This window comes from Ruegeria sp. BG7, from assembly GCF_056535685.1.
On sequence record NZ_JBQFIU010000001.1, the window covers coordinates 1,429,854 to 1,447,874 of the forward strand.

General features: G+C 56.8%; 19 protein-coding genes. 10 read left to right on the forward strand and 9 right to left on the reverse strand.

The window, feature by feature from the left end:
* The first annotated feature begins 11 nt into the window (after positions 1-11).
* The 3 genes from ACR3EH_RS07160 (at position 12) to ACR3EH_RS07170 (ending at position 1,471) form a co-directional block, all read left to right on the forward strand.
* A complete protein-coding gene (locus ACR3EH_RS07160) occupies positions 12-749 on the forward strand; it encodes an N-formylglutamate amidohydrolase (protein ID WP_171188822.1) in 738 nt (245 codons plus the stop codon).
* 87 nt (positions 750-836) lie between these two features.
* On the forward strand, positions 837-1,076 hold the full coding sequence (locus ACR3EH_RS07165; protein WP_171648503.1) for a DUF6868 family protein: 240 nt from the start codon (positions 837-839) through the stop codon (positions 1,074-1,076).
* An 80-nt stretch (positions 1,077-1,156) separates the two neighbouring features.
* Positions 1,157-1,471: a DUF1244 domain-containing protein gene (locus ACR3EH_RS07170; protein WP_170469595.1), complete on the forward strand. Its 315-nt coding sequence runs from the start codon at positions 1,157-1,159 to the stop codon at positions 1,469-1,471.
* Positions 1,472-1,510: 39 nt separating this feature from the next.
* Here ACR3EH_RS07170 and ACR3EH_RS07175 read toward each other — a convergent pair whose 3' ends face one another.
* The 3 genes from ACR3EH_RS07175 to dgcN form a co-directional block, all read right to left on the reverse strand.
* Entirely contained in the window at positions 1,511-2,371 is an 861-nt protein-coding gene (locus ACR3EH_RS07175) for a D-amino-acid transaminase (protein WP_171188817.1), read from the reverse strand.
* A 10-nt stretch (positions 2,372-2,381) separates the two neighbouring features.
* Positions 2,382-3,347: an N-acetyl-D-Glu racemase DgcA gene (gene dgcA, locus ACR3EH_RS07180; protein ID WP_171188815.1), complete on the reverse strand. Its 966-nt coding sequence runs from the start codon at positions 3,345-3,347 to the stop codon at positions 2,382-2,384.
* Positions 3,348-3,421: 74 nt separating this feature from the next.
* Complete coding sequence (gene dgcN, locus ACR3EH_RS07185) at positions 3,422-4,423, reverse strand: N-acetyltransferase DgcN (protein WP_171188813.1); 1,002 nt, start codon at positions 4,421-4,423, stop codon at positions 3,422-3,424.
* Positions 4,424-4,718: 295 nt separating this feature from the next.
* On the opposite strand from dgcN, the gene ACR3EH_RS07190 reads away from it, so the two are divergent.
* Entirely contained in the window at positions 4,719-5,681 is a 963-nt protein-coding gene (locus ACR3EH_RS07190; RefSeq protein WP_171188811.1) for an L-malyl-CoA/beta-methylmalyl-CoA lyase, read from the forward strand.
* A 45-nt stretch (positions 5,682-5,726) separates the two neighbouring features.
* On the opposite strand, the gene ACR3EH_RS07195 is transcribed toward ACR3EH_RS07190, so the two are convergent.
* Together ACR3EH_RS07195 and ACR3EH_RS07200 are read right to left on the reverse strand one after the other, a co-directional pair.
* Positions 5,727-6,305, reverse strand: coding sequence for a PA14 domain-containing protein (locus tag ACR3EH_RS07195; RefSeq protein ID WP_171188809.1), 579 nt, complete (start codon positions 6,303-6,305; stop codon positions 5,727-5,729).
* Between the two features lie 119 nt (positions 6,306-6,424).
* A complete protein-coding gene (locus ACR3EH_RS07200) occupies positions 6,425-6,877 on the reverse strand; it encodes an Lrp/AsnC family transcriptional regulator (protein WP_171188807.1) in 453 nt (150 codons plus the stop codon).
* Positions 6,878-6,950: 73 nt separating this feature from the next.
* Here ACR3EH_RS07200 and ACR3EH_RS07205 point away from each other — a divergent pair, with 73 nt between their 5' ends.
* Together ACR3EH_RS07205 and ACR3EH_RS07210 are read left to right on the forward strand one after the other, a co-directional pair.
* Positions 6,951-7,547, forward strand: coding sequence for a LysE family translocator (locus tag ACR3EH_RS07205; RefSeq protein WP_171188805.1), 597 nt, complete (start codon positions 6,951-6,953; stop codon positions 7,545-7,547).
* Between the two features lie 81 nt (positions 7,548-7,628).
* Positions 7,629-9,143, forward strand: a complete 1,515-nt coding sequence (locus ACR3EH_RS07210) for a malonate--CoA ligase (protein WP_171188803.1) — start codon at positions 7,629-7,631, stop codon at positions 9,141-9,143.
* A gap of 12 nt (positions 9,144-9,155) precedes the next feature.
* On the opposite strand, the gene ACR3EH_RS07215 is transcribed toward ACR3EH_RS07210, so the two are convergent.
* The 3 genes from ACR3EH_RS07215 to ACR3EH_RS07225 are packed head-to-tail and all read right to left on the reverse strand — an operon-like array spanning position 9,156 to position 11,214.
* Positions 9,156-9,953: an iron chelate uptake ABC transporter family permease subunit gene (locus ACR3EH_RS07215; protein ID WP_171096276.1), complete on the reverse strand. Its 798-nt coding sequence runs from the start codon at positions 9,951-9,953 to the stop codon at positions 9,156-9,158.
* Entirely contained in the window at positions 9,953-10,699 is a 747-nt protein-coding gene (locus ACR3EH_RS07220; protein ID WP_171188801.1) for a metal ABC transporter ATP-binding protein, read from the reverse strand. The genes ACR3EH_RS07215 and ACR3EH_RS07220 overlap by 1 nt, the downstream gene beginning before the upstream one ends.
* 2 nt (positions 10,700-10,701) lie before the next feature.
* Positions 10,702-11,214: a transcriptional repressor gene (locus ACR3EH_RS07225; protein ID WP_171188798.1), complete on the reverse strand. Its 513-nt coding sequence runs from the start codon at positions 11,212-11,214 to the stop codon at positions 10,702-10,704.
* A gap of 57 nt (positions 11,215-11,271) precedes the next feature.
* Here ACR3EH_RS07225 and ACR3EH_RS07230 point away from each other — a divergent pair, with 57 nt between their 5' ends.
* Complete coding sequence (locus ACR3EH_RS07230) at positions 11,272-12,489, forward strand: zinc ABC transporter substrate-binding protein (RefSeq protein ID WP_171676374.1); 1,218 nt, start codon at positions 11,272-11,274, stop codon at positions 12,487-12,489.
* 182 nt (positions 12,490-12,671) lie between these two features.
* On the opposite strand, the gene ACR3EH_RS07235 is transcribed toward ACR3EH_RS07230, so the two are convergent.
* Complete coding sequence (locus ACR3EH_RS07235; protein ID WP_171676377.1) at positions 12,672-13,565, reverse strand: LysR family transcriptional regulator; 894 nt, start codon at positions 13,563-13,565, stop codon at positions 12,672-12,674.
* Positions 13,566-13,664: 99 nt separating this feature from the next.
* On the opposite strand from ACR3EH_RS07235, the gene leuB reads away from it, so the two are divergent.
* Genes leuB through ACR3EH_RS07250 form a run of 3 tightly spaced genes read left to right on the forward strand, consistent with a single transcriptional unit; the run spans position 13,665 to position 17,877 of the window.
* A complete protein-coding gene (leuB, locus tag ACR3EH_RS07240) occupies positions 13,665-14,750 on the forward strand; it encodes a 3-isopropylmalate dehydrogenase (protein ID WP_171676380.1) in 1,086 nt (361 codons plus the stop codon).
* Positions 14,747-16,399: a GMC family oxidoreductase gene (locus ACR3EH_RS07245; protein ID WP_171188790.1), complete on the forward strand. Its 1,653-nt coding sequence runs from the start codon at positions 14,747-14,749 to the stop codon at positions 16,397-16,399. The genes leuB and ACR3EH_RS07245 overlap by 4 nt, the downstream gene beginning before the upstream one ends.
* Entirely contained in the window at positions 16,396-17,877 is a 1,482-nt protein-coding gene (locus ACR3EH_RS07250) for an aldehyde dehydrogenase (RefSeq protein WP_171188788.1), read from the forward strand. The genes ACR3EH_RS07245 and ACR3EH_RS07250 overlap by 4 nt, the downstream gene beginning before the upstream one ends.
* Positions 17,878-18,021 lie beyond the last annotated feature (144 nt).

Below are 18,021 nucleotides of genomic sequence, written 5' to 3' on the forward strand. Positions count from 1 at the left end.
ATGACAGGCTCATGACGTACACCCCATTTTTTGTTCACGGCGCGGATCGCCCGTCGCGCTGGTTGATTACATGTGATCACGCAACCAATACCGTTCCCCCCGAAGTAAACGGCGGCGACCTTGGTTTGCCACGTGAAGATATGGAACGCCACATTGCCTATGATGTCGGCGCATATGAAGTCTCCAAGCATCTCGGAGAGATTTTGGATGCACCAGTGATTGCCGCCAATTTCTCGCGCCTTGTCATTGACCCCAACCGTGGCGAGGACGACCCGACCCTGTTGATGAAGCTCTATGACGGTTCGATCATCCCCGGCAATCGCCACGCGGACGCCGCCGAGCGCGTAAGGCGGCTGAACATGTGCTATCGCCCCTATCACGAGGCGCTGGCGCAGATGGCCGCCCTGCCCCATGCGGTGGTCGTTTCAATGCATTCCTTCACCCGCCAGCTTCGCGGACGTGATCCTCGCCCCTGGCACATCGGCGTCTTGCACACCCCGGACAAACGTTTTTCACGCCCCCTGATCGAACGTCTTCAGGCCGAAGGTGATCTGTGTGTTGGCGTCAACGAACCTTACACTGGCGTGTTGCCGGGTGACGCGATTGACAAGCACTGCACCGCTTTTGGCCGTCCTAACGCTTTGATCGAGTTGCGCAATGACCTGATTGCAGATCACGCTGGGCAAAGGGAATGGGCCGAACGTTTGGCAGTTGTCTTGCAAGACGCACTGGATTCCAGTGACCTTTGAAGACGCAGGTCGCGGTTTGCGATCCGTACTTCACGCTGTTGTGAGCGCACAGCTTGATCCCCATATAGTAGGGGAAAGGGGATCGTCGTGACACATGAGTTTCTGACAACTTTTTTCGGCTGGATGGCCGCCCTCAATATCGCGGTTCTTCTGTTCACCACTGTCATGGTCCTGCTGCTGCAGGATTGGATTGCGGGCATTCATGGCAAGCTGTTCCAAATGGAGCAGCCAGACGTGAAACGTGCGTATTTCAGATATCTTGCCAATTACAAGATTCTAACCCTTGTCTTTTGCATTGTGCCCTGGCTGGCTTTGAAACTGATGTAGGTGGGCCAGCCGGCTTATTGTAACAAGGCTGCGGGGTTGTTAGGTCAAGCACAGCACACAAAGCCACCCGGAGCAGCCTTATGGACAAGCAAACCGAAATCGAACTTCAGGCCGCCGCGTTTCGTCGGCTGCAAAAACACCTGATGGAAGACCGCACCGACGTTCAGAACATCGACATGATGAATCTGGCCGGATTCTGCCGCAATTGCCTGTCGCGCTGGTATCAGGAAGCCGCCAATGAAAAAGGCATCGAGATGGGCAAGGACGAGGCCCGCGAGGTGTTTTACGGCATGACCATGGATGAATGGAAAGCCAACTATCAGACCGACGCCAGCCCCGAGAAACAGGCAGCCTTCAAAGTTGCTTTCGAAGAAAATGTAACGAAAAAGGGCTGAGCCCAAATAAAAAGCCCGCCAAATCGGCGGGCCTTTTCTTTAGATCGCTGCCTTGCGGCTTTCGTCCAGATAAATTTCGCGCAGCCGTTTGGCAATCGGCCCCGGTGTGCCGTCGCCCAGCGCAACCCCGTCGATCTCGACCACCGGCATGACAAAAGCACTGGCCGAGGTTGTGAAGGCTTCATCCGCTTCTTTGGCCTCGTCGATTGTAAACAAACGCTCTTCGATTTCCATCTGCGCTTCGGCTGCCATGCGCAATACAGCCTTACGCGTGATTCCGTGCAAAATATCGTTGGACAGCGGGCGGGTGACGATTTTGCCGTTTTTGACGAAATAAGCGTTGTTGCTGGTGCCTTCGGTCACATAACCGTCTTCGACCATCCAGGCATCGTCGCAGCCTGCTTTTTTGGCCATCATCTTGCCCATCGACGGATAGAGCAGCTGGACGGTTTTGATATCGCGGCGGCCCCAGCGGATATCTTCAATCGAGATGATTTTGGCGCCTTTCTGTGCAGCCGGACTATCAGCCAGCCCGGGCTTGTTCTGCGTAAACAGAACAAGGCTGGGTTTGGTATCTGCGGATGGGAAAACAAAATCCCGGTCGCCATCGCTGCCGCGTGAAACCTGCAGGTAAACCAGACCTTCTTCGATTTCGTTCAGCTCAACCAGCTTGCGGTGAATCTCAAGCAACTCGTCCTTGGTGCAGGGTTCGGCCATCTCCAACTCGTCCAGCGATCGTTTCAGGCGAACCGCATGACCTTCGAAGTCGATCAGCTTGCCATCCAAAACGCTGGTGACTTCGTAAACCGCGTCTGCAAACAGGAAGCCACGGTCAAAGATGGATACCTTGGCTTCGGTCTCGGGCAGGTATTCGCCATTTACGTATACGGTTCGGGTCATGTTTGTCTCCTCAGCCCCAGAGCGCGGACACCGGCGGGTGCACTCCGGCGTCGTCAAAAATCAGCGGGGTGTCGCGGTCTTCGGCCAACAAAAGCGGCCCGTCAAGGTCTGTCACCATCGCACCCTGCGCCAGAAGTGTCGCAGGGGCCATGGCAAGTGAACTGCCAACCATGCAACCCACCATGATGTCATAGCCTTCGGCAATTGCGGCCTTGCGCAGCTCCAGCGCCTCGGTCAGACCGCCGGTTTTGTCGAGCTTGATGTTAATGACATCATATTTGCCCTTCAGCTTGGGCAGGCTGGCGCGGTCATGGCAGGATTCGTCTGCGCACACCGGCACGGGACGGTGCATACCAATCAGCGCATCGTCGTCCCCCGCAGGCAAAGGTTGCTCAACCAACGCCACACCCAAACGTACCAGATGCGGGGCGAGGTCGGCGTAAACCTCGGCAGACCACCCTTCGTTCGCGTCTACGATAATCTTGGATTTAGGCGCTCCAGCACGCACAGCCTCAAGCCGAGGCATATCATCAGGCGTACCCAGTTTGATCTTCAGCAGCGGGCGATGTGCATTCACAGCCGCCTGTTTCTGCATCGCCTCCGGCGTGTCCAGCGACAATGTGTAGGCCGTGATCTCGGGGCCGGGTACCGGCAGGCCAGCCAGATCCCAAGCACGCTTGCCAGCGCGTTTGCATTCCAGATCCCACAACGCGCAATCCACGGCGTTCCGGGCAGCTCCCGCAGGCAGCAGGTCCATCAGCGACTGTCGGCTAAAGTCCACAGGCAGACCGGCAATCTCGGCCTCAACCGACTCGAGCGTTTCATCATAGCGCGCGTAAGGAACGCACTCGCCCCAGCCCTGATGCGTCCCATCCGAAACCCGAACCGTCAGCACTTTTGCTTCGGTTCGCGACCCGCGCGAGATGGTAAAAACCTGCGCCAGCCGAAACACATCGCGAGAGACCTCTATCTGCACGCAACCGCTCCTTCATCTTTTTCCAAATACTCCCGCCGGAGGCGGAAGAACCCGCCACCGGCACGTGTCTCAGATCATATCGCAGCCAGCGCGTCCACCAGCTTGCCGGATCCAAAGCGGAACGGGTCGGTTGCAGGCAGGCCCATGTCGGCTTCGATCTTGGCCAAATAAGCCGTCGCATCCTCTTCAGACATATGCTGCGTGTTCACCGAAACGCCGACAACCTGACAATCCGGGTTCGCCACTTTGGCCAGCGCCAGCGCGGTGTCGCGCAGGGCTTCCAACGATGGCTGCTGATAAGTCGGCAGACCACGCATATGTTCACGGGTGGGTTCGTGGCTCAGGATCAGGGCGTCCGGCTGACCCCCATGGATCAGTGCCATCGTCACGCCGGAATAAGACACGTGGAACAGCGAACCCTGCCCTTCGATCAGGTCCCAGTGGTCCTCATCATTGTCGGGCGTCAGCCATTCGATTGAACCGGCCATGAAATCCGCAATCACCGCGTCAAGCGGCACACCATCGCCGGTGATCAGGATGCCGGTCTGACCAGTCGCCCGGAACGTTGACTTCATACCACGCTTGCGCATTTCCGCGTCCATCGCCATCGCAGTGTACATCTTGCCGACCGAACAATCGGTGCCCACAGCCAGACAACGCTTGCCCTTGCGCTTGATTCCGTTGGCAATTGGGTAATCCACCTCAGGCACACGCACGTCGTGCAGCTTTTGACCGGTTGCTTCGGCGACGGCCACCAGATCGGGTTCGTCGCGCAGAAGGTTGTGCAGGCCCGAGGCCAGGTCGAATCCTTCCTCCAGCGCCATAACCAGAACCTTTTTCCAGTCCTGGCTGATGACACCGCCACGATTGGCCACGCCGATAACCAAAGTCTTTGCACCGGCTTCTTTTGCCTCGGTCAGGGTCATATCCGTCAGACCCAGGTCAGCCTTGCACCCTTCCATGCGGTATTGGCCGACGGCGTTTTCGGGACGCCAATCTTTGATGCCCACAGCCACTTTGGCCGCCAATTGGTCGGGCGCATCGCCCAAAAACAGCAGGTACGGTGTCTCGATCATTGCGGTCACTCCTTTGATTCCGGCCTAAGCTAGAGAAGCGGCAAAACGAGCGTTTCGCGTTTTTGTCCGCCCAGAATGGTCGGGGCGCGATTATCGTGCGCAGATTTGCCAAGAAGCGCAAAAATCTTCGAAGTTTTCAAAGTGACTAAACTTTAATCACCTTCTTCAACTTGCTCCATTGCTGCATTCTGCAACCGCATTGCCGCAGGTGCACAAACGCTCTTGCGCCGCCATGCGCAATTTAATACCTCATTGAGCAGGAAAATCGCAATTTCATTACTCACACGAGGTCCAGATGAGTTTTCGCATCCAACCTGCCGCACCGGCGCGTCCAAACCGTTGTCAGCTTTTTGGCCCCGGGTCGAACACCAAGCTGTTCCCCAAAATGGCCGCTTCGGCTGCGGATGTGATCAACCTTGACCTCGAGGATTCGGTTGCGCCTTCGGACAAGGATGTTGCACGCACCAATGTCATTGAAGCGCTGAATACCGTTGATTGGGGCAACAAATACATGTCCGTCCGGATCAACGGGTTGGACACGCCCTACTGGTACCGCGATGTTGTCGACGTTCTTGAGCAGGCAGGCGACCGTTTGGACCAGATCATGATCCCCAAAGTCGGATGCGCGGCGGATGTCTATGCGGTGGACGCGCTGGTCACTGCCATCGAACGCGCCAAGGGCCGCACAAAACCAATCAGCTTTGAGGTCATCATCGAATCTTCTGCCGGCATCGCGCATGTCGAAGAAATCGCGGCCTCATCCCCCCGCCTTCAGGCCATGAGTCTTGGGGCAGCGGATTTCGCAGCCTCGATGGGAATGCAGACCACCGGCATCGGCGGCACGCAGGAAAACTACTATATGCTGCGCGATGGTGAAAAACACTGGTCTGATCCGTGGCACTGGGCGCAAGCCGCCATCGTTGCTGCTTGCCGAACTCATGGCGTGTTGCCGGTGGATGGGCCGTTCGGTGATTTCAGCGACGACGAAGGCTATATCGCGCAGGCCAAACGGTCGGCAACTTTGGGTATGGTCGGTAAATGGGCGATCCATCCCAAGCAAATCGCATTGGCCAATCAGGTCTTTACCCCATCGGACGAAGCCGTTTCCGAGGCGCGCGAAATTCTTGCGGCCATGGAGCAGGCCAAGGCAAATGGCGAAGGCGCGACTGTTTATAAAGGGCGTTTGGTCGACATCGCCTCAATCAAGCAGGCCGAAGTCATTGTGGCTCAGGCTGAACTGATTGCGGCAGGCAGCTAAGTTAAAAAAGGGCGCTCAATCGAGCGCCCTTTTTTTGCGGATACTTCAACGACCAAATACTTCATTGGGTGTCCACGTAAAGCGTTCACCCTTTTTTCCTGACTTCATCATCAGGCAAGAGGTTCCCAGCTTCTGGAAGTAAACGATCTTCAACGGATACCAGCCCGCCTTGGGCACTTCTACTTCGGTGCGCTGATTGGCTTCACAGCCTTGAATGCCGGATACACGGCCAATCTGTTGGCCTCCTACCCAAGCCTCGATCCCGTCATTGGACCACGTTTCCAACTCGTAAACCCCGGGCGAGTTGAACCGCATATAGCCTGTCACTTCGGCGGCAACGTTATAAGCCTGGTCGAACGTCATAACGTCTTCGCCCTTGCTTGTGTCCCTGTAATCCAACCCCCGCAGCGGTTGTCCGGGCTTCGCTTTAGACAATAGGCTTTTTGCCTGACTCAAATCCCGGATCTTCTTGTGCTGGTTGCCCGTACCAAAGTACTTTACGTTCAACCCTGCCTTCGGGCTGGGTTGCGGACTGGCGGGTTGTAGTTTCAGCGGTGCAGACCAAGCAGCCCCGGCAACCACCGACACGGCAATTGCGGCTGCCAATGTTTGAACAAGTTTCATCGTTATCTCCCTGTTTGCGTGCCGTTTTGGCTAGGCTTATCCCCTGGCAACGTCATTACAGTGACACTAGGCCGTGAATTTTTACCCTGCAAGAGAGTGAAGCTTCACAATTTCAGACGTTACGCGCGCAAGTCCTTGGGCGATCCCATAACCACATAAGATGTGATCGACGTAACATGGGGCAGTGTTCCCAACACCTCGGTATGAAAAGTCTTGTAGGACGGCAGGTCGGCGCATTCGACCCGAAGTAAGTATTCGATAGTGCCAGTGATGTTGTGGCATTCGACAACCTCGGGGGCTTGTTGCAGGGCGCGTTCAAACCCCTCTTGCGCGGCTTTTGTGTGCTCACCCAAGCCAACACCGATATAGGCAACAAAGCCCACCCCCATGGCGGCTGGGTCCAGAACCGCGCGATAGCCAGTGATAACCCCAGCCTTTTCAAGCTCTTGCACGCGGCGCAGACAGGCCGAGGGCGACAGACCGACCCGTTCGGCCAATTCCAGGTTACTGATCCGCCCATCACGTGTTAATTCACGCAATATCTGGCGGTTTATTTGATCATTCTTCATCATATGTTGCGAACTTACCGAAAAGACGCACGAAAAAGCAATTTCATTCTTTCAGACCCGGGCAATACTGCGCGCAATGACCTATGACATCCTGATGGCCCTGATCGTCTTTGCCTTCGTGACCTCGATCACCCCGGGGCCAAACAACCTGATGCTGATGGCATCAGGCGCGAATTTTGGTTTTCGACGCTCGATCCCGCATATGTTGGGCATTGGCCTGGGGTTCACGGTCATGGTGCTGCTGGTTGGTGCAGGGTTGGTGCAGGTGTTCGACAGATACCCGATCAGCCACACAGCGTTGAAAATCGTTTCCGTCGTCTATCTGCTGTATCTGGCTTGGAAGATTGCCCATGCCGCACCAGCCCAAGGATCCGAGGCGTCGGGTGTCCCGATGACATTTCTGCAAGCGGCCGCCTTTCAATGGGTGAATCCCAAGGCGTGGGCCATGGCCCTGACGGCCACGACGGCATATGCCCCCAATCAGACACTGTACGCGATCCTGCTGGTGGCCCTTGTTTTTGGGGCGATCAATCTGCCCTCGGTCAGCACCTGGACGGTCCTTGGTCAGCAGATGGCGCGCGTGCTGACAAATCCGCGCAGGCTGGTGGCCTTCAACTGGACTATGGCAGCGCTGCTTATTGCCTCGCTCTACCCTGTGCTTTGGCCGCATTGAGTTATGATGACAAGCCGTGGTTCTTGGGCTATCCCGCATAGCATCTGACACGCTATGCGGCATACAAGAAAGGTATCCCTGATGGCCAACCCACTTTACGATGGTTTGTTCGGCGTTCACGCAGGAAAAGACACAACTTTTTTGTATTTGCCTGATGGTGAAACCCTCAGCTATCAGGCGTTTTTGAACACCGCGGCTCAAATCGCGCATGTATCGGCAAAGCTGGGTCTGAAACCCGGGGATCGCGTGGCCGCGCAGATCGAAAAATCGCCCGAGGCGCTGGCGCTTTTTGCCGCCTGCGCGCAAGCGGGCCTTGTGTTTCTGCCGCTCAACACCGCCTATACTGCGGATGAGCTGACCTATTTCATCGAAAACAGCGGTGCGTCGTTAGTTGTTTGTGACAGCGGCGCCCTAGACAACCTTTCGCCTATTGCAGCCCGGCTTGACGCACAGGTTGAGACCCTGAGCGCCGATGGCACAGGCTCTTTGATGGATCAGGCGAAAGATATGCCTGTGCATTTCGAGACCGTTGACCGGGACGGAGAGGACCTGGCCGCGTTCCTCTATACATCCGGAACTACGGGGCGGTCGAAGGGCGCGATGCTATCGCAGAACAACTTGTTGTCCAACGCGCAAACATTGGTCGAGGAATGGCGCTTTACCTCAGACGATGTGCTGCTGCACGCCTTACCGATCTTTCACACCCATGGGCTCTTTGTGGCGACTAACGTCATGCTGGCAGTCGGGGGCAGCATGATCTGGCTGCCCAAATTCGATCTGGACCAGATCATCGACTGGATGCCGCGCGCCACGTCAATGATGGGCGTTCCAACCTTCTACACCCGCCTTCTGGGCGACGCGCGTTTCACCAAGGACCTGTCGGCCCATATGCGGTTGTTTGTGTCCGGCTCTGCCCCTTTGCTGGCCGACACCCATGTGCAGTTCGAGGATCGTACCGGCCACCGTATCCTGGAACGCTACGGCATGACCGAAACAAATATGAACACGTCAAACCCCTATGACGGAGAGCGCCGCGCCGGAACGGTCGGCTTCCCGTTGCCCGATGTCGAGCTGAAGGTTTGCGACGCTGACGGCAACACCCTCCCGCAAGGAGAAATCGGTGTCCTAGAGGTACGTGGCCCCAATGTCTTCAAAGGCTATTGGCAGATGCCCGAGAAGACCGCTGCGGAACTGCGCGCGGATGGGTTCTTCATCACCGGCGATCTGGGGCGCATAGATGAGGACGGGTATGTCCATATCGTTGGCCGAAACAAAGACCTGATTATCTCGGGCGGCTACAACATTTACCCCAAAGAGATCGAATTGGTTCTGGACGACCAACCCGGTGTGCTGGAAAGCGCGGTGATCGGTGTGCCGCACCCGGACTTCGGCGAAACCGTCCTGGGTGTGATCGTGGCCGAGCCCGGAGAAAGCCCCGATTTGAACCAGATACAAACCTCAGTGTGTGAAAGCCTGGCGCGGTTCAAACATCCGCGCAAATTAATCGTGATGGATGAACTGCCCCGCAATACCATGGGCAAAGTTCAGAAAAACCTGTTACGTGATCAGTACAAGGACATGTTCTCAAACGCCTAAGGCTGAGCGTCTTTACACCCTGCCTTGGGATTTCCATCCAAGGATGCTGAGGCAGGCAAACAGAACTGCCGCCACACAGACAATCGATGGTCCCGCAGGGGTGTCAAAAACATAAGCCGCTCTCAGCCCAGCAACGGCTGAAAACGCGCCGATCCCGGCGGCAATCAGGGCCATGGACTCGGGTGAGCGCGCCAGATTGCGGGCCGCTGCAGCCGGAATGATTAGCATCGCTGCAATAAGCAGAACGCCCACAACTTTGATCGCTACGGCCACGGTGACAGCTAGGGATAATGTCAGGATCAACTGCTCTCGCTTAGGATCAAAGCCGCTGGCATAGGCCAGTTCTTCGTTCAGCGTTGCCGTCAACAGCTGCGACCAACGCCAGGTGATCAGCGCGACAACCAACGCCGCACCGCCCCAGATCACGATGAGGTCCGAACGGGAGACTGCAAGAATGTCCCCGAACAGATATGCCATCAAATCAATGCGCACGCCGGACAGGAACGACACAGCCACCAATCCAAACGCCAGGGCAGAATGCGCCAGAACGCCCAATAGGGTATCCATCGCATAGCCGCGACCGGCCAACAGGGTCACGGTCAGCGCCATGATCAACGCAACGGCCAGTGCGCCGGTGAAGATCGACATCTGAAAGGTCAGCGACAACGCCACGCCAAGAATCGCGGCATGTGCCGTTGCATCCCCGAAATACGCCATGCGCCGCCAAACGACGAAACACCCAAGAGGGGCCGCTGCAAAGGCCACGCCGACACCGGCGAGCGTCGCGCGAGTCATGAAATCATCAAGCATTATTCTGCCGCTTCTTTGGGTGGGTGGTCATGATCATGATCGTGATTGTGGTCATGCTCGTGCCGGTACAGCGCCAGCGCACCACCGGTGCCCGTGCCAAACAGGGCCCGGTATTCCGGTGCCGACGCCACAACTGCCGGAGAGCCTTCGCAACAGACATGTCCATTGAGGCAAATCACCCTGTCCGAGGCGCTCATGACCACGTGCAATTCGTGGCTGATCATCAGGATGGCACATCCGGTTTCACGGCGCACCGACTCAATCTGTTGATAGAAGCTGGCTGACCCACGTTGATCCAGCCCCTGGGTCGCCTCGTCCAGCAACAGAATATCAGGCCGGTTGATCAACGCCCGTGCCAACAGCACCCTTTGGAACTGTCCACCGGACAACTGCGACATCTGGCGGTGTAACAGATCCGGCACACCGGCAGTTTCCAGCGCTGCAACACACTGCTTGCGCGACACACGGTCGGTCAGGCGCATAAACCGTTCGACGGAAATGGGCAAAGTCGGGTCGACATGCAGTTTCTGAGGTACATACCCAATCTTCAGACCTGACTTCAGGGAAACTCGTCCCGCGGATGGCCGTGTTGCTCCGATAATGGCCCGCAGCAGGCTGGTCTTACCTGACCCGTTGGGACCGACGATGGTGACGATCTCACCCGGTTCAACTGCCATGTCAACGTGGCTCAGCACAGTATGCGCACCATAGCGCACACTGAGGTTTTCAACGGTGATCAAGGCCATCTTTATGCCTTTTCGGTGCAGTCGGGGCAGAGACCCTCGGCTTCTACAACCGTACGTTCAATCTCGAAACCCGCCGCGCGTGCGGCGGCGCCCAGAACACCTTTGGCGGGGGCCGATTGCGCTTCGGCCACGGCATCACACTTTCTACAGATCATGAACGCCGGAGAATGCGACTGACCCGGATGCGAGCACGCCACAAACGCATTCAACCGCTCGATCTTGTGGACAAATCCGTTGTGCACCAGAAAATCCAACGCGCGATACGCAACGGGCGGCTGTGAGCCAAAACCTTCATCGCGAAGCCGGTCCAGAATTCCGTAAGCGCCAATCGCGCGATGCTCTTGCAGCAGCATTTCAAGAACCTTGCGGCGCACTGGCGTCAGGCGCAGCCCTTCAGCCGCACACCGGGCTTCGGCCGAGGCCAGGGCCGTCTCGACGCATGTCTGATGGTCATGTTCTTGAAACCCTACCGGAGCCGTGTCTTTGGCCGGTACAGGGCGTGCATCACTTGTCATGTTATTTCATATCATGTATTGCCACTCGCAACGTTATAAAATCACACAGAGGGTCTGATGTCCAGAAAGCTTCTTCCATTGTCGATCACAGCTGCATTGATGGGTGGAACGGCCCTTGCGGACGCACCAAATGTTGCAGTTGATATTGCACCGGTCCATTCGCTGGTCGCCCGTGTTATGGACGGTGTTGGAACCCCGGACCTGATCGTTGCGCCGGGCGCATCGCCGCATGAATACAACCTTCGCCCGTCTGAAGCCGCTGCGCTGCAAGAGGCCGATCTTGTGTTCTGGATGGGCGAAGATCTGACGCCATGGATGGAGAATGCGATCGATACGCTGGCCGACGGTGCAACCGTCACATCCATGCTGGAGGCCGACGGTACTGTTCTTCTTGATTTCCGCGAAAACGCACTGTTCGAGGCGCATGATCACGGGGACGAAGATGGCCATGACGACCACGCCGAAGACAAGGATCACGACGATCACGACCACGGCGATGATCACGACCATGAAGATCACGCCAAAGAAGATGGGCACGATCATGACGAGCACGATCATGACGATCATGCCAAAGATGACGACCATGATCACGAAGAACATGCGGACCACGACGGGCATGATGATCACGACGATCACGACCACGAAGATCATGCCGAAGAAGATGGGCATGATCACGACGATCATGAGGAGCACGATCATGACGATCACGCCAAGGATGACCATGATGATCACGACGACCATGGCCACGAAGGGCACGCCCATGGCGACCATGACCCCCATGCCTGGCTGTCACCGGCAAATGCAGAAACCTGGCTGAATGTGATCGCGGCGCAGCTGTCTGCGGCGGACCCTGAAAATGCTGGCACCTATTTTGCCAACGCCGCAGCTGCGCGCGACGAAATGGCTGCGCTGTCTGCTGAAGTGGCCGAAACACTGGACCCCGTACGCGGCGGCAGTTTCATCGTGTTCCACGACGCCTACCAGTATTTTGAGGACGCCTTCGACTTCCCCGCCTCAGGCGCAATTTCGATCGGTGATGCGTCCGACCCAAGCCCAGCGCGCATAGCAGAAATTCAAGGGCGTATCCGCGATGAAGGTATTGACTGCGTCTTGGCAGAACCACAGTTCGACCCGGGGATCGTAGAAAGCGTAATGGGTGGCGTCGAAGCAAAAACCAGCGTGATTGATCCGCTGGGATCCAATCTGGAACCGGGTGTCGATCTTTATCCAAATGTCATTCGTAGTCTGGCGAAATCCCTGGCCGAGTGCCTCTGAATCTGTCTTTTCAGCCCGGCCAAGGTCGGGCTGCTTGCAGCCCGGGGCAACGCTTTTTGCGAGTATTTCAGTTGGGTGGCAGTGTTACCCCGGGCGCTCAAATAATCACGTCAACACCCGGTTCAAAAAAGGCGCGCAATCAATCGCTGTCGGTCTTTGCTGCAACACAAACCGCGCAAAAGTCAGCTTGTGTTGCGATCCGATTGCACAATCCAGTCCAAAAACTGTGCGGCGCCAGCCTTGCCAGAGCCCGATGGGGTAACCGAACAAAAGTACCCTCGTGACGTCTCGCGCTCGTGATCGCAGGCGCGTAACAGCGATCCATTTGTAAGGTATTCACGCATCAAGGGAGACCAGCCGATTCCGACACCGAGCCCGTTCAAAATCGCACGCAGGTAAACCATGTAACTGACATACGTGTCATGAGGTGGCGGTTGCGAAATAACAAGCCCAGTTCCGGCGAAGAAACGATTCCAGTCGCCACGATGATCTGCGCTGTTGAGGTGCAGTAGTTTCTGTTCCGACAGCGATTGCAAATCGAAGGGCGCACGGTTGTCCAACAGATCAGGATGGCACACAGCGATCATGCCTTCCTTGAAAATCAAACCGCTTACGGTTTGCGCAAGCCCCCCTTCCCCGAACAGAATAACGACATCGCAGGCGTTTGGATCGAAATCGTCGTTCTGATCTCGCGTCATGACCTGAAGTTTGACATCCGGAAAGGTGGCCTGAAACTCGGCCAGCCTTGGCAGCAGATAGTGGCTAGTGAAGCCGATACTTGCACTGACCTTCAAGGTGTCAACCGCGTGACGGCTTTGCAACGCTTCAAACCCGTCTCGGATCGCCTCGAAACCTGCGCCTACGGCTTTGGCCAGAAGGGTTCCCTCTTCGGTTAAAGTCAGTTTCGGCTTACTTCGAAGGAATAGCTGCGTACCCAGCTCTGCTTCAAGGGCGGCGATCTGACGGCTGATCGCTGGCTGCTGGACGTTCAGTTCCCGCGCGGCCCGCGAAAAACTCAGATGTCGCGCTGATGCATCGAATGCATTGATCTGGTGAAGAGGGATCGGCCGCGTCACAATCATTCCTAAGGTGAATGTATTCCATTCATCGTTTCCGTCTTTCCTCAAATTTTCAACCGCGAAATGATGCTGGGGACAACGCGAGGGGAACAGGTCTTGCAGAAACGTATTCTGGCGCTTGGTGGAGATGGCATTGGCCCGGAAATCCTGACCTACGGGTTGCAGACCGTTCAGCAGCTTGCAGCCCTTGCCGGGATCGAGGTTGAGGTCACACACGGGCTGCTTCACGACGCGGCGTGGGAAGCGCATCAGACATATTGTACCGACGACGTTCTACAGCAGGCACGCATATCAGATGCTGTTCTGATCGGCGCTGTAGGCGGACCCCAATGGGATAACATCCGCGTCCCCGGAGGTGCCGAATGCCAGGACGGGCTGATGTATTTGCGTCATCATTTGCAAACCTATCTGGGTTTGCGCCCGGTACGTGCCTGGGCACCTTTGTTGGGCAGAACCCCGTTTCGCGAAAATCTGGCACACCAGACAGATGTCCTGATCCTGCGTGAAATGTGTGGCGGCGCCATGTTTGCAACCGAACGTGGACGACGCGACGTAGGGGGTCTGCGGCAAGGCTATGACCTGACCGCCTATGACGAGGCCGAAGTGGCGCGCTTCGCGCATGGGGGATTTCAGCTGGCCCGGCAAAGGCGCGGCAGACTTGTCAGCTGCGACAAATCCAACGTCATGGAAAGCTACAAACTCTGGCGCGAGGTCGTGACGGAAGTGTCCCGCAACTATCCGGATGTCGTGTTCAAGAACATGTTTGCGGACAATTGCGCCTATCAGCTGATGATGCGGCCACATGATTTCGACGTGATCCTGAGCTGCAACCAACTGGGCGACATTCTCAGCGACCTGTCGGCAGTTTATGCCGGTTCGTTGGGAATGCTGCCTTCCGCCTGCCTGTCGGCCAACCCGGATCAAGGACCGGTCTTTGGAATTTACGAAAGCACCGCCGGATCAGCCCCTGATATAGCAGGCCAGGGCATCGCAAACCCAATAGGGACAATCTTGTCTGTCGCGATGATGTTCACCTACAGTTTTGGACTTCCTGAGTTCGAAACCAAAGTGGAAGCGGCAATAGACGCCACCCTGAAAGACGGCATCAGGACGCCCGATATTGGCGGTTCCGCCACTGGGTCCGAGGTGACGCGAGCGATCCTTGAAAGGCTCACCGGATGAGCGCGTTCGACTATGTGATCGCCGGGGGAGGTTCGGCCGGGTGCGTGCTGGCTGCGCGACTGGCCGAAGAGCGCGACGTGTCGGTCTGTCTGGTTGAGGCAGGCGGTCGCGGACGTGATCTTTTTATTCAAATGCCCGCAGGAAACGGGTTTGTCTTTGGCAATCCCAAACTCGATTGGGGATATGTGTCGGTCCCTCAGGTGGGTTTGAACGGTCGTTCAATTTACTATCCACGCGGCAAAGCGCTTGGCGGGTCGTCGATTGTCAACGGCATGATCTATATGCGTGGTGTTGCCGCCGATTATGATACCTGGCAACAACCCGGTTGGAGTTTCGCCGAGGTTCTTCCTTATTTTCGTCGGTCCGAAGGGTCACGTGACCGGCGTGATGCCTGGCATGGCACAGACGGACCTCTCAAGACCGAACCCGCGCGCAATTTTGGCCCAATGGACCAAGCCTTTATCGACGCAGCGATCTGCGCAGGGCACCGTGAAACCAGTGACTTCAACGGGTCTGAAAGGACTGGTGTAGCCCGGAATGACAGCACGGTCAGCAACGGCGTCAGGCAATCTGCAGCTATATCCTACCTTCGAAAAACGCCGCCAAACCTGACAATTCGAACCGGAACTCATATCGCGCGGATCGTGACACGAGGCGGCAGGGCAACAGGGATTGAAACGCTTGCGGGTGAAGTAATCGAAGCCGAACGCGAAGTGATCTGTTGTCAGGGTGCTTTTGGGACACCGCAGCTTTTGATGCTGTCGGGGATCGGTCCGGCCGATCACTTGCGCTCTCATGGGGTCAAGGTGGTGGCCGACTTGCCTTCGGTCGGTGCGCATTTGTCTGACCACCCGGATGTTTCAATGCAATGGGGATCAACGCGGCATGACCTGAGCCACGCTAGATATCAGCGCTTCGATCACGCCATGAAATTGATGCTCCACTGGCTGGTGAATGGCGGTGGCCCCGGAGGTGGTGCGTTCTTCTCTACGGTTTTGTTCCACGCTTTTGAGGATCCGATGTTACCCGAGCTCGAGGTTTTCATGACGCCAATGGTTGTCGAGGAAAACCTGGGAAACGGCGCGCGGGAAGATGTGCCCTTGCTGCAGCGCTTGGGTCGCAGGTTGTTGGTACGGGGGCGAAAGATGGCGCGGTCCGGCGTTCAGATCGACGTCAATCTCGAACGTCCGCGATCAGAAGGATCTGTTCGATTGGCCGGTGCTGATCCTCGGAGGCATCCGGTAATCGACCCCAACTATTTTTCCGACCCCCACGATATCGACGTCCTGCGGCGGGGCGTTGAGGTCATGCGCGAGATCATGGGGCAAAACCCGATTGCCAAACTCGTAACAGAAGAGCTCGGCGTCTGGAAAAACGCTAAAACCGATGCCGAGATCGAACGGGCAATTCGAAACACCGCTTACACAGGCCACCATCCTGCATGCACATCCCGAATGGGCGAGGTTTTAGATAATGAGCTGCGCGTGCACGGGATCGAGGGACTGCGTGTTTGCGATGCCTCTGCCATGCCACGCCAGATCACAGGCAATCTTTATGCAACGGTCGTTATGATGGCCGAGAAAGCTGCCGACATGATCCTTGGCCGCCCCCCGCTTGCGGCCGAATACCCGATGGAGCATGACCTATGAGTGACATCCGAACCTTCAAATTCTTTGCTGGCAATACATGGCATGAGCCATTCGGTGGCAGCTATATCGACAGCGAAAACCCAGCCACTGGCAAGGTCTGGGCCAGAGTACCCGATTGTCGTCAGATGGACGTGGAGCTTGCAGTCGCCGCCGCGAAATCGGCCTATTACGATGGGCCTTGGGGGCGGATGCAACCTGCAGAGCGGGGTCGCATTTTACGGAGAATGGGAGACGTGATTTCCCGCCATGCCGACAGGTTGGGTCAGGTCGAAACCCGCGACAACGGCAAATTGCCTTCGATGATCACGCCCGGTTTACGAGAGGGTGCGTGGCTGGTGGACAGTTTCCATTACTACGCTGGAATGTGCGACAAATTCGAAGGCCGCGTTACCCCGGCCGAGGCTTCGAACATCCACAATTATGTAAAATATGAACCGTTCGGCGTCGTGGCGCAGGTGCTGCCCTGGAATTCGCCTCTGGGCACTCTGCTCTGGAAACTCGCCCCGTGTCTGGCGGCAGGCAATACGGTGGTGATGAAGCCATCCGAGCAATCCAGTTGCTCGACCCTGGAATTGATGGCGGTTTTACTGGAAGCGGATTTGCCGCCCGGCGTGTTGAATGTCGTCACAGGATATGGTGCGACAACGGCCCAAACCATGATCGAACATCCTGACGTGCGCATGGTCAGCTTTACAGGCGGCACATCCGGCGGGAGCGCGGCCGCCGTTGCCGCAGCCAAGGGCGTAAAACCGGTGGTGATGGAATTGGGAGGAAAGTCACCTCAGATCGTGTTGCCGGATGCCGATCTTGATCTGGCCGTCCATGGGGTGGCGTCGGGGATTTTCCCACCGGCGGGGCAAAGCTGCATAGCAGGATCACGCCTTTTGGTGCATCGGGATATCATTGATGCGTTCTCGGAAAAGCTAGTTGAAACGGTCGCAAAAGCCCGTGTCGGCGATCCGCTAGATCCAGCCACACAGATCGGCCCCATAGCCAACAAACCTCATTACCAGCGCGTTCTGCAGCACATTGCAGATGCTGAAATCGCCGGGCACAGGCTGTTGCTTGACGGCAGAACGGCCTGTCGATCCGAAGGTTACTACATCGGCCCAACCATTTTTGCCGACGTACCGAACGACGCGAAACTTGCGCAGTCCGAGGTATTTGGACCTGTCGTCAGCACCGAGAGCTGGGAAAACGAAAAAGATGTGATCCGAACCGCCAACGATACGCCCTACGGTCTTGCTGCGGGCATCTGGACCCGCGACGTGGCCAAAGCGATGCGGATGGCCGACCGAGTCGAAGCCGGCACTGTGTACATCAACAACTACTTCAATGCGGCGACCCAATCTCCAGTCGGGGGGTACAAACAGTCCGGCTATGGGCGCGAAAACGGCTGGGACGGGATGCGGTGCTTCTTACAAACCAAATCTGTCTGGCTCTCCACAGACCCCCATCAGCCTGATCCGTTTGCGTGAACGGCAGTGTTGCACAGCAGAGGAAGAATGACATGAAAGGCATTTTCGGTGACGGCAGCAGATTAACACAACATATCCGTGCCGCTGCGGTTCTTGGGCCGCTGCTCACCATGCGGATATGTGCGGGGGAAAAGGCTAGGTTTC

What these genes read in the sequence shown, in the direction of transcription:
- ACR3EH_RS07160 (WP_171188822.1), top strand. Translation starts at nt 12, where the DNA reads ATGACGTACACCCCATTTTTTGTTCACGGCGCGGATCGCCCGTCGCGC.
- ACR3EH_RS07170 (WP_170469595.1), top strand. Translation starts at nt 1,157, where the DNA reads ATGGACAAGCAAACCGAAATCGAACTTCAGGCCGCCGCGTTTCGTCGG.
- ACR3EH_RS07175 (WP_171188817.1), bottom strand. Translation starts at nt 2,371, where the DNA reads ATGACCCGAACCGTATACGTAAATGGCGAATACCTGCCCGAGACCGAA.
- dgcN (WP_171188813.1), bottom strand. Translation starts at nt 4,423, where the DNA reads ATGATCGAGACACCGTACCTGCTGTTTTTGGGCGATGCGCCCGACCAA.
- ACR3EH_RS07190 (WP_171188811.1), top strand. Translation starts at nt 4,719, where the DNA reads ATGAGTTTTCGCATCCAACCTGCCGCACCGGCGCGTCCAAACCGTTGT.
- ACR3EH_RS07195 (WP_171188809.1), bottom strand. Translation starts at nt 6,305, where the DNA reads ATGAAACTTGTTCAAACATTGGCAGCCGCAATTGCCGTGTCGGTGGTT.
- ACR3EH_RS07200 (WP_171188807.1), bottom strand. Translation starts at nt 6,877, where the DNA reads ATGATGAAGAATGATCAAATAAACCGCCAGATATTGCGTGAATTAACA.
- ACR3EH_RS07205 (WP_171188805.1), top strand. Translation starts at nt 6,951, where the DNA reads ATGACCTATGACATCCTGATGGCCCTGATCGTCTTTGCCTTCGTGACC.
- ACR3EH_RS07210 (WP_171188803.1), top strand. Translation starts at nt 7,629, where the DNA reads ATGGCCAACCCACTTTACGATGGTTTGTTCGGCGTTCACGCAGGAAAA.
- ACR3EH_RS07215 (WP_171096276.1), bottom strand. Translation starts at nt 9,953, where the DNA reads ATGCTTGATGATTTCATGACTCGCGCGACGCTCGCCGGTGTCGGCGTG.
- ACR3EH_RS07220 (WP_171188801.1), bottom strand. Translation starts at nt 10,699, where the DNA reads ATGGCCTTGATCACCGTTGAAAACCTCAGTGTGCGCTATGGTGCGCAT.
- ACR3EH_RS07225 (WP_171188798.1), bottom strand. Translation starts at nt 11,214, where the DNA reads ATGACAAGTGATGCACGCCCTGTACCGGCCAAAGACACGGCTCCGGTA.
- ACR3EH_RS07230 (WP_171676374.1), top strand. Translation starts at nt 11,272, where the DNA reads ATGTCCAGAAAGCTTCTTCCATTGTCGATCACAGCTGCATTGATGGGT.
- ACR3EH_RS07245 (WP_171188790.1), top strand. Translation starts at nt 14,747, where the DNA reads ATGAGCGCGTTCGACTATGTGATCGCCGGGGGAGGTTCGGCCGGGTGC.
- ACR3EH_RS07250 (WP_171188788.1), top strand. Translation starts at nt 16,396, where the DNA reads ATGAGTGACATCCGAACCTTCAAATTCTTTGCTGGCAATACATGGCAT.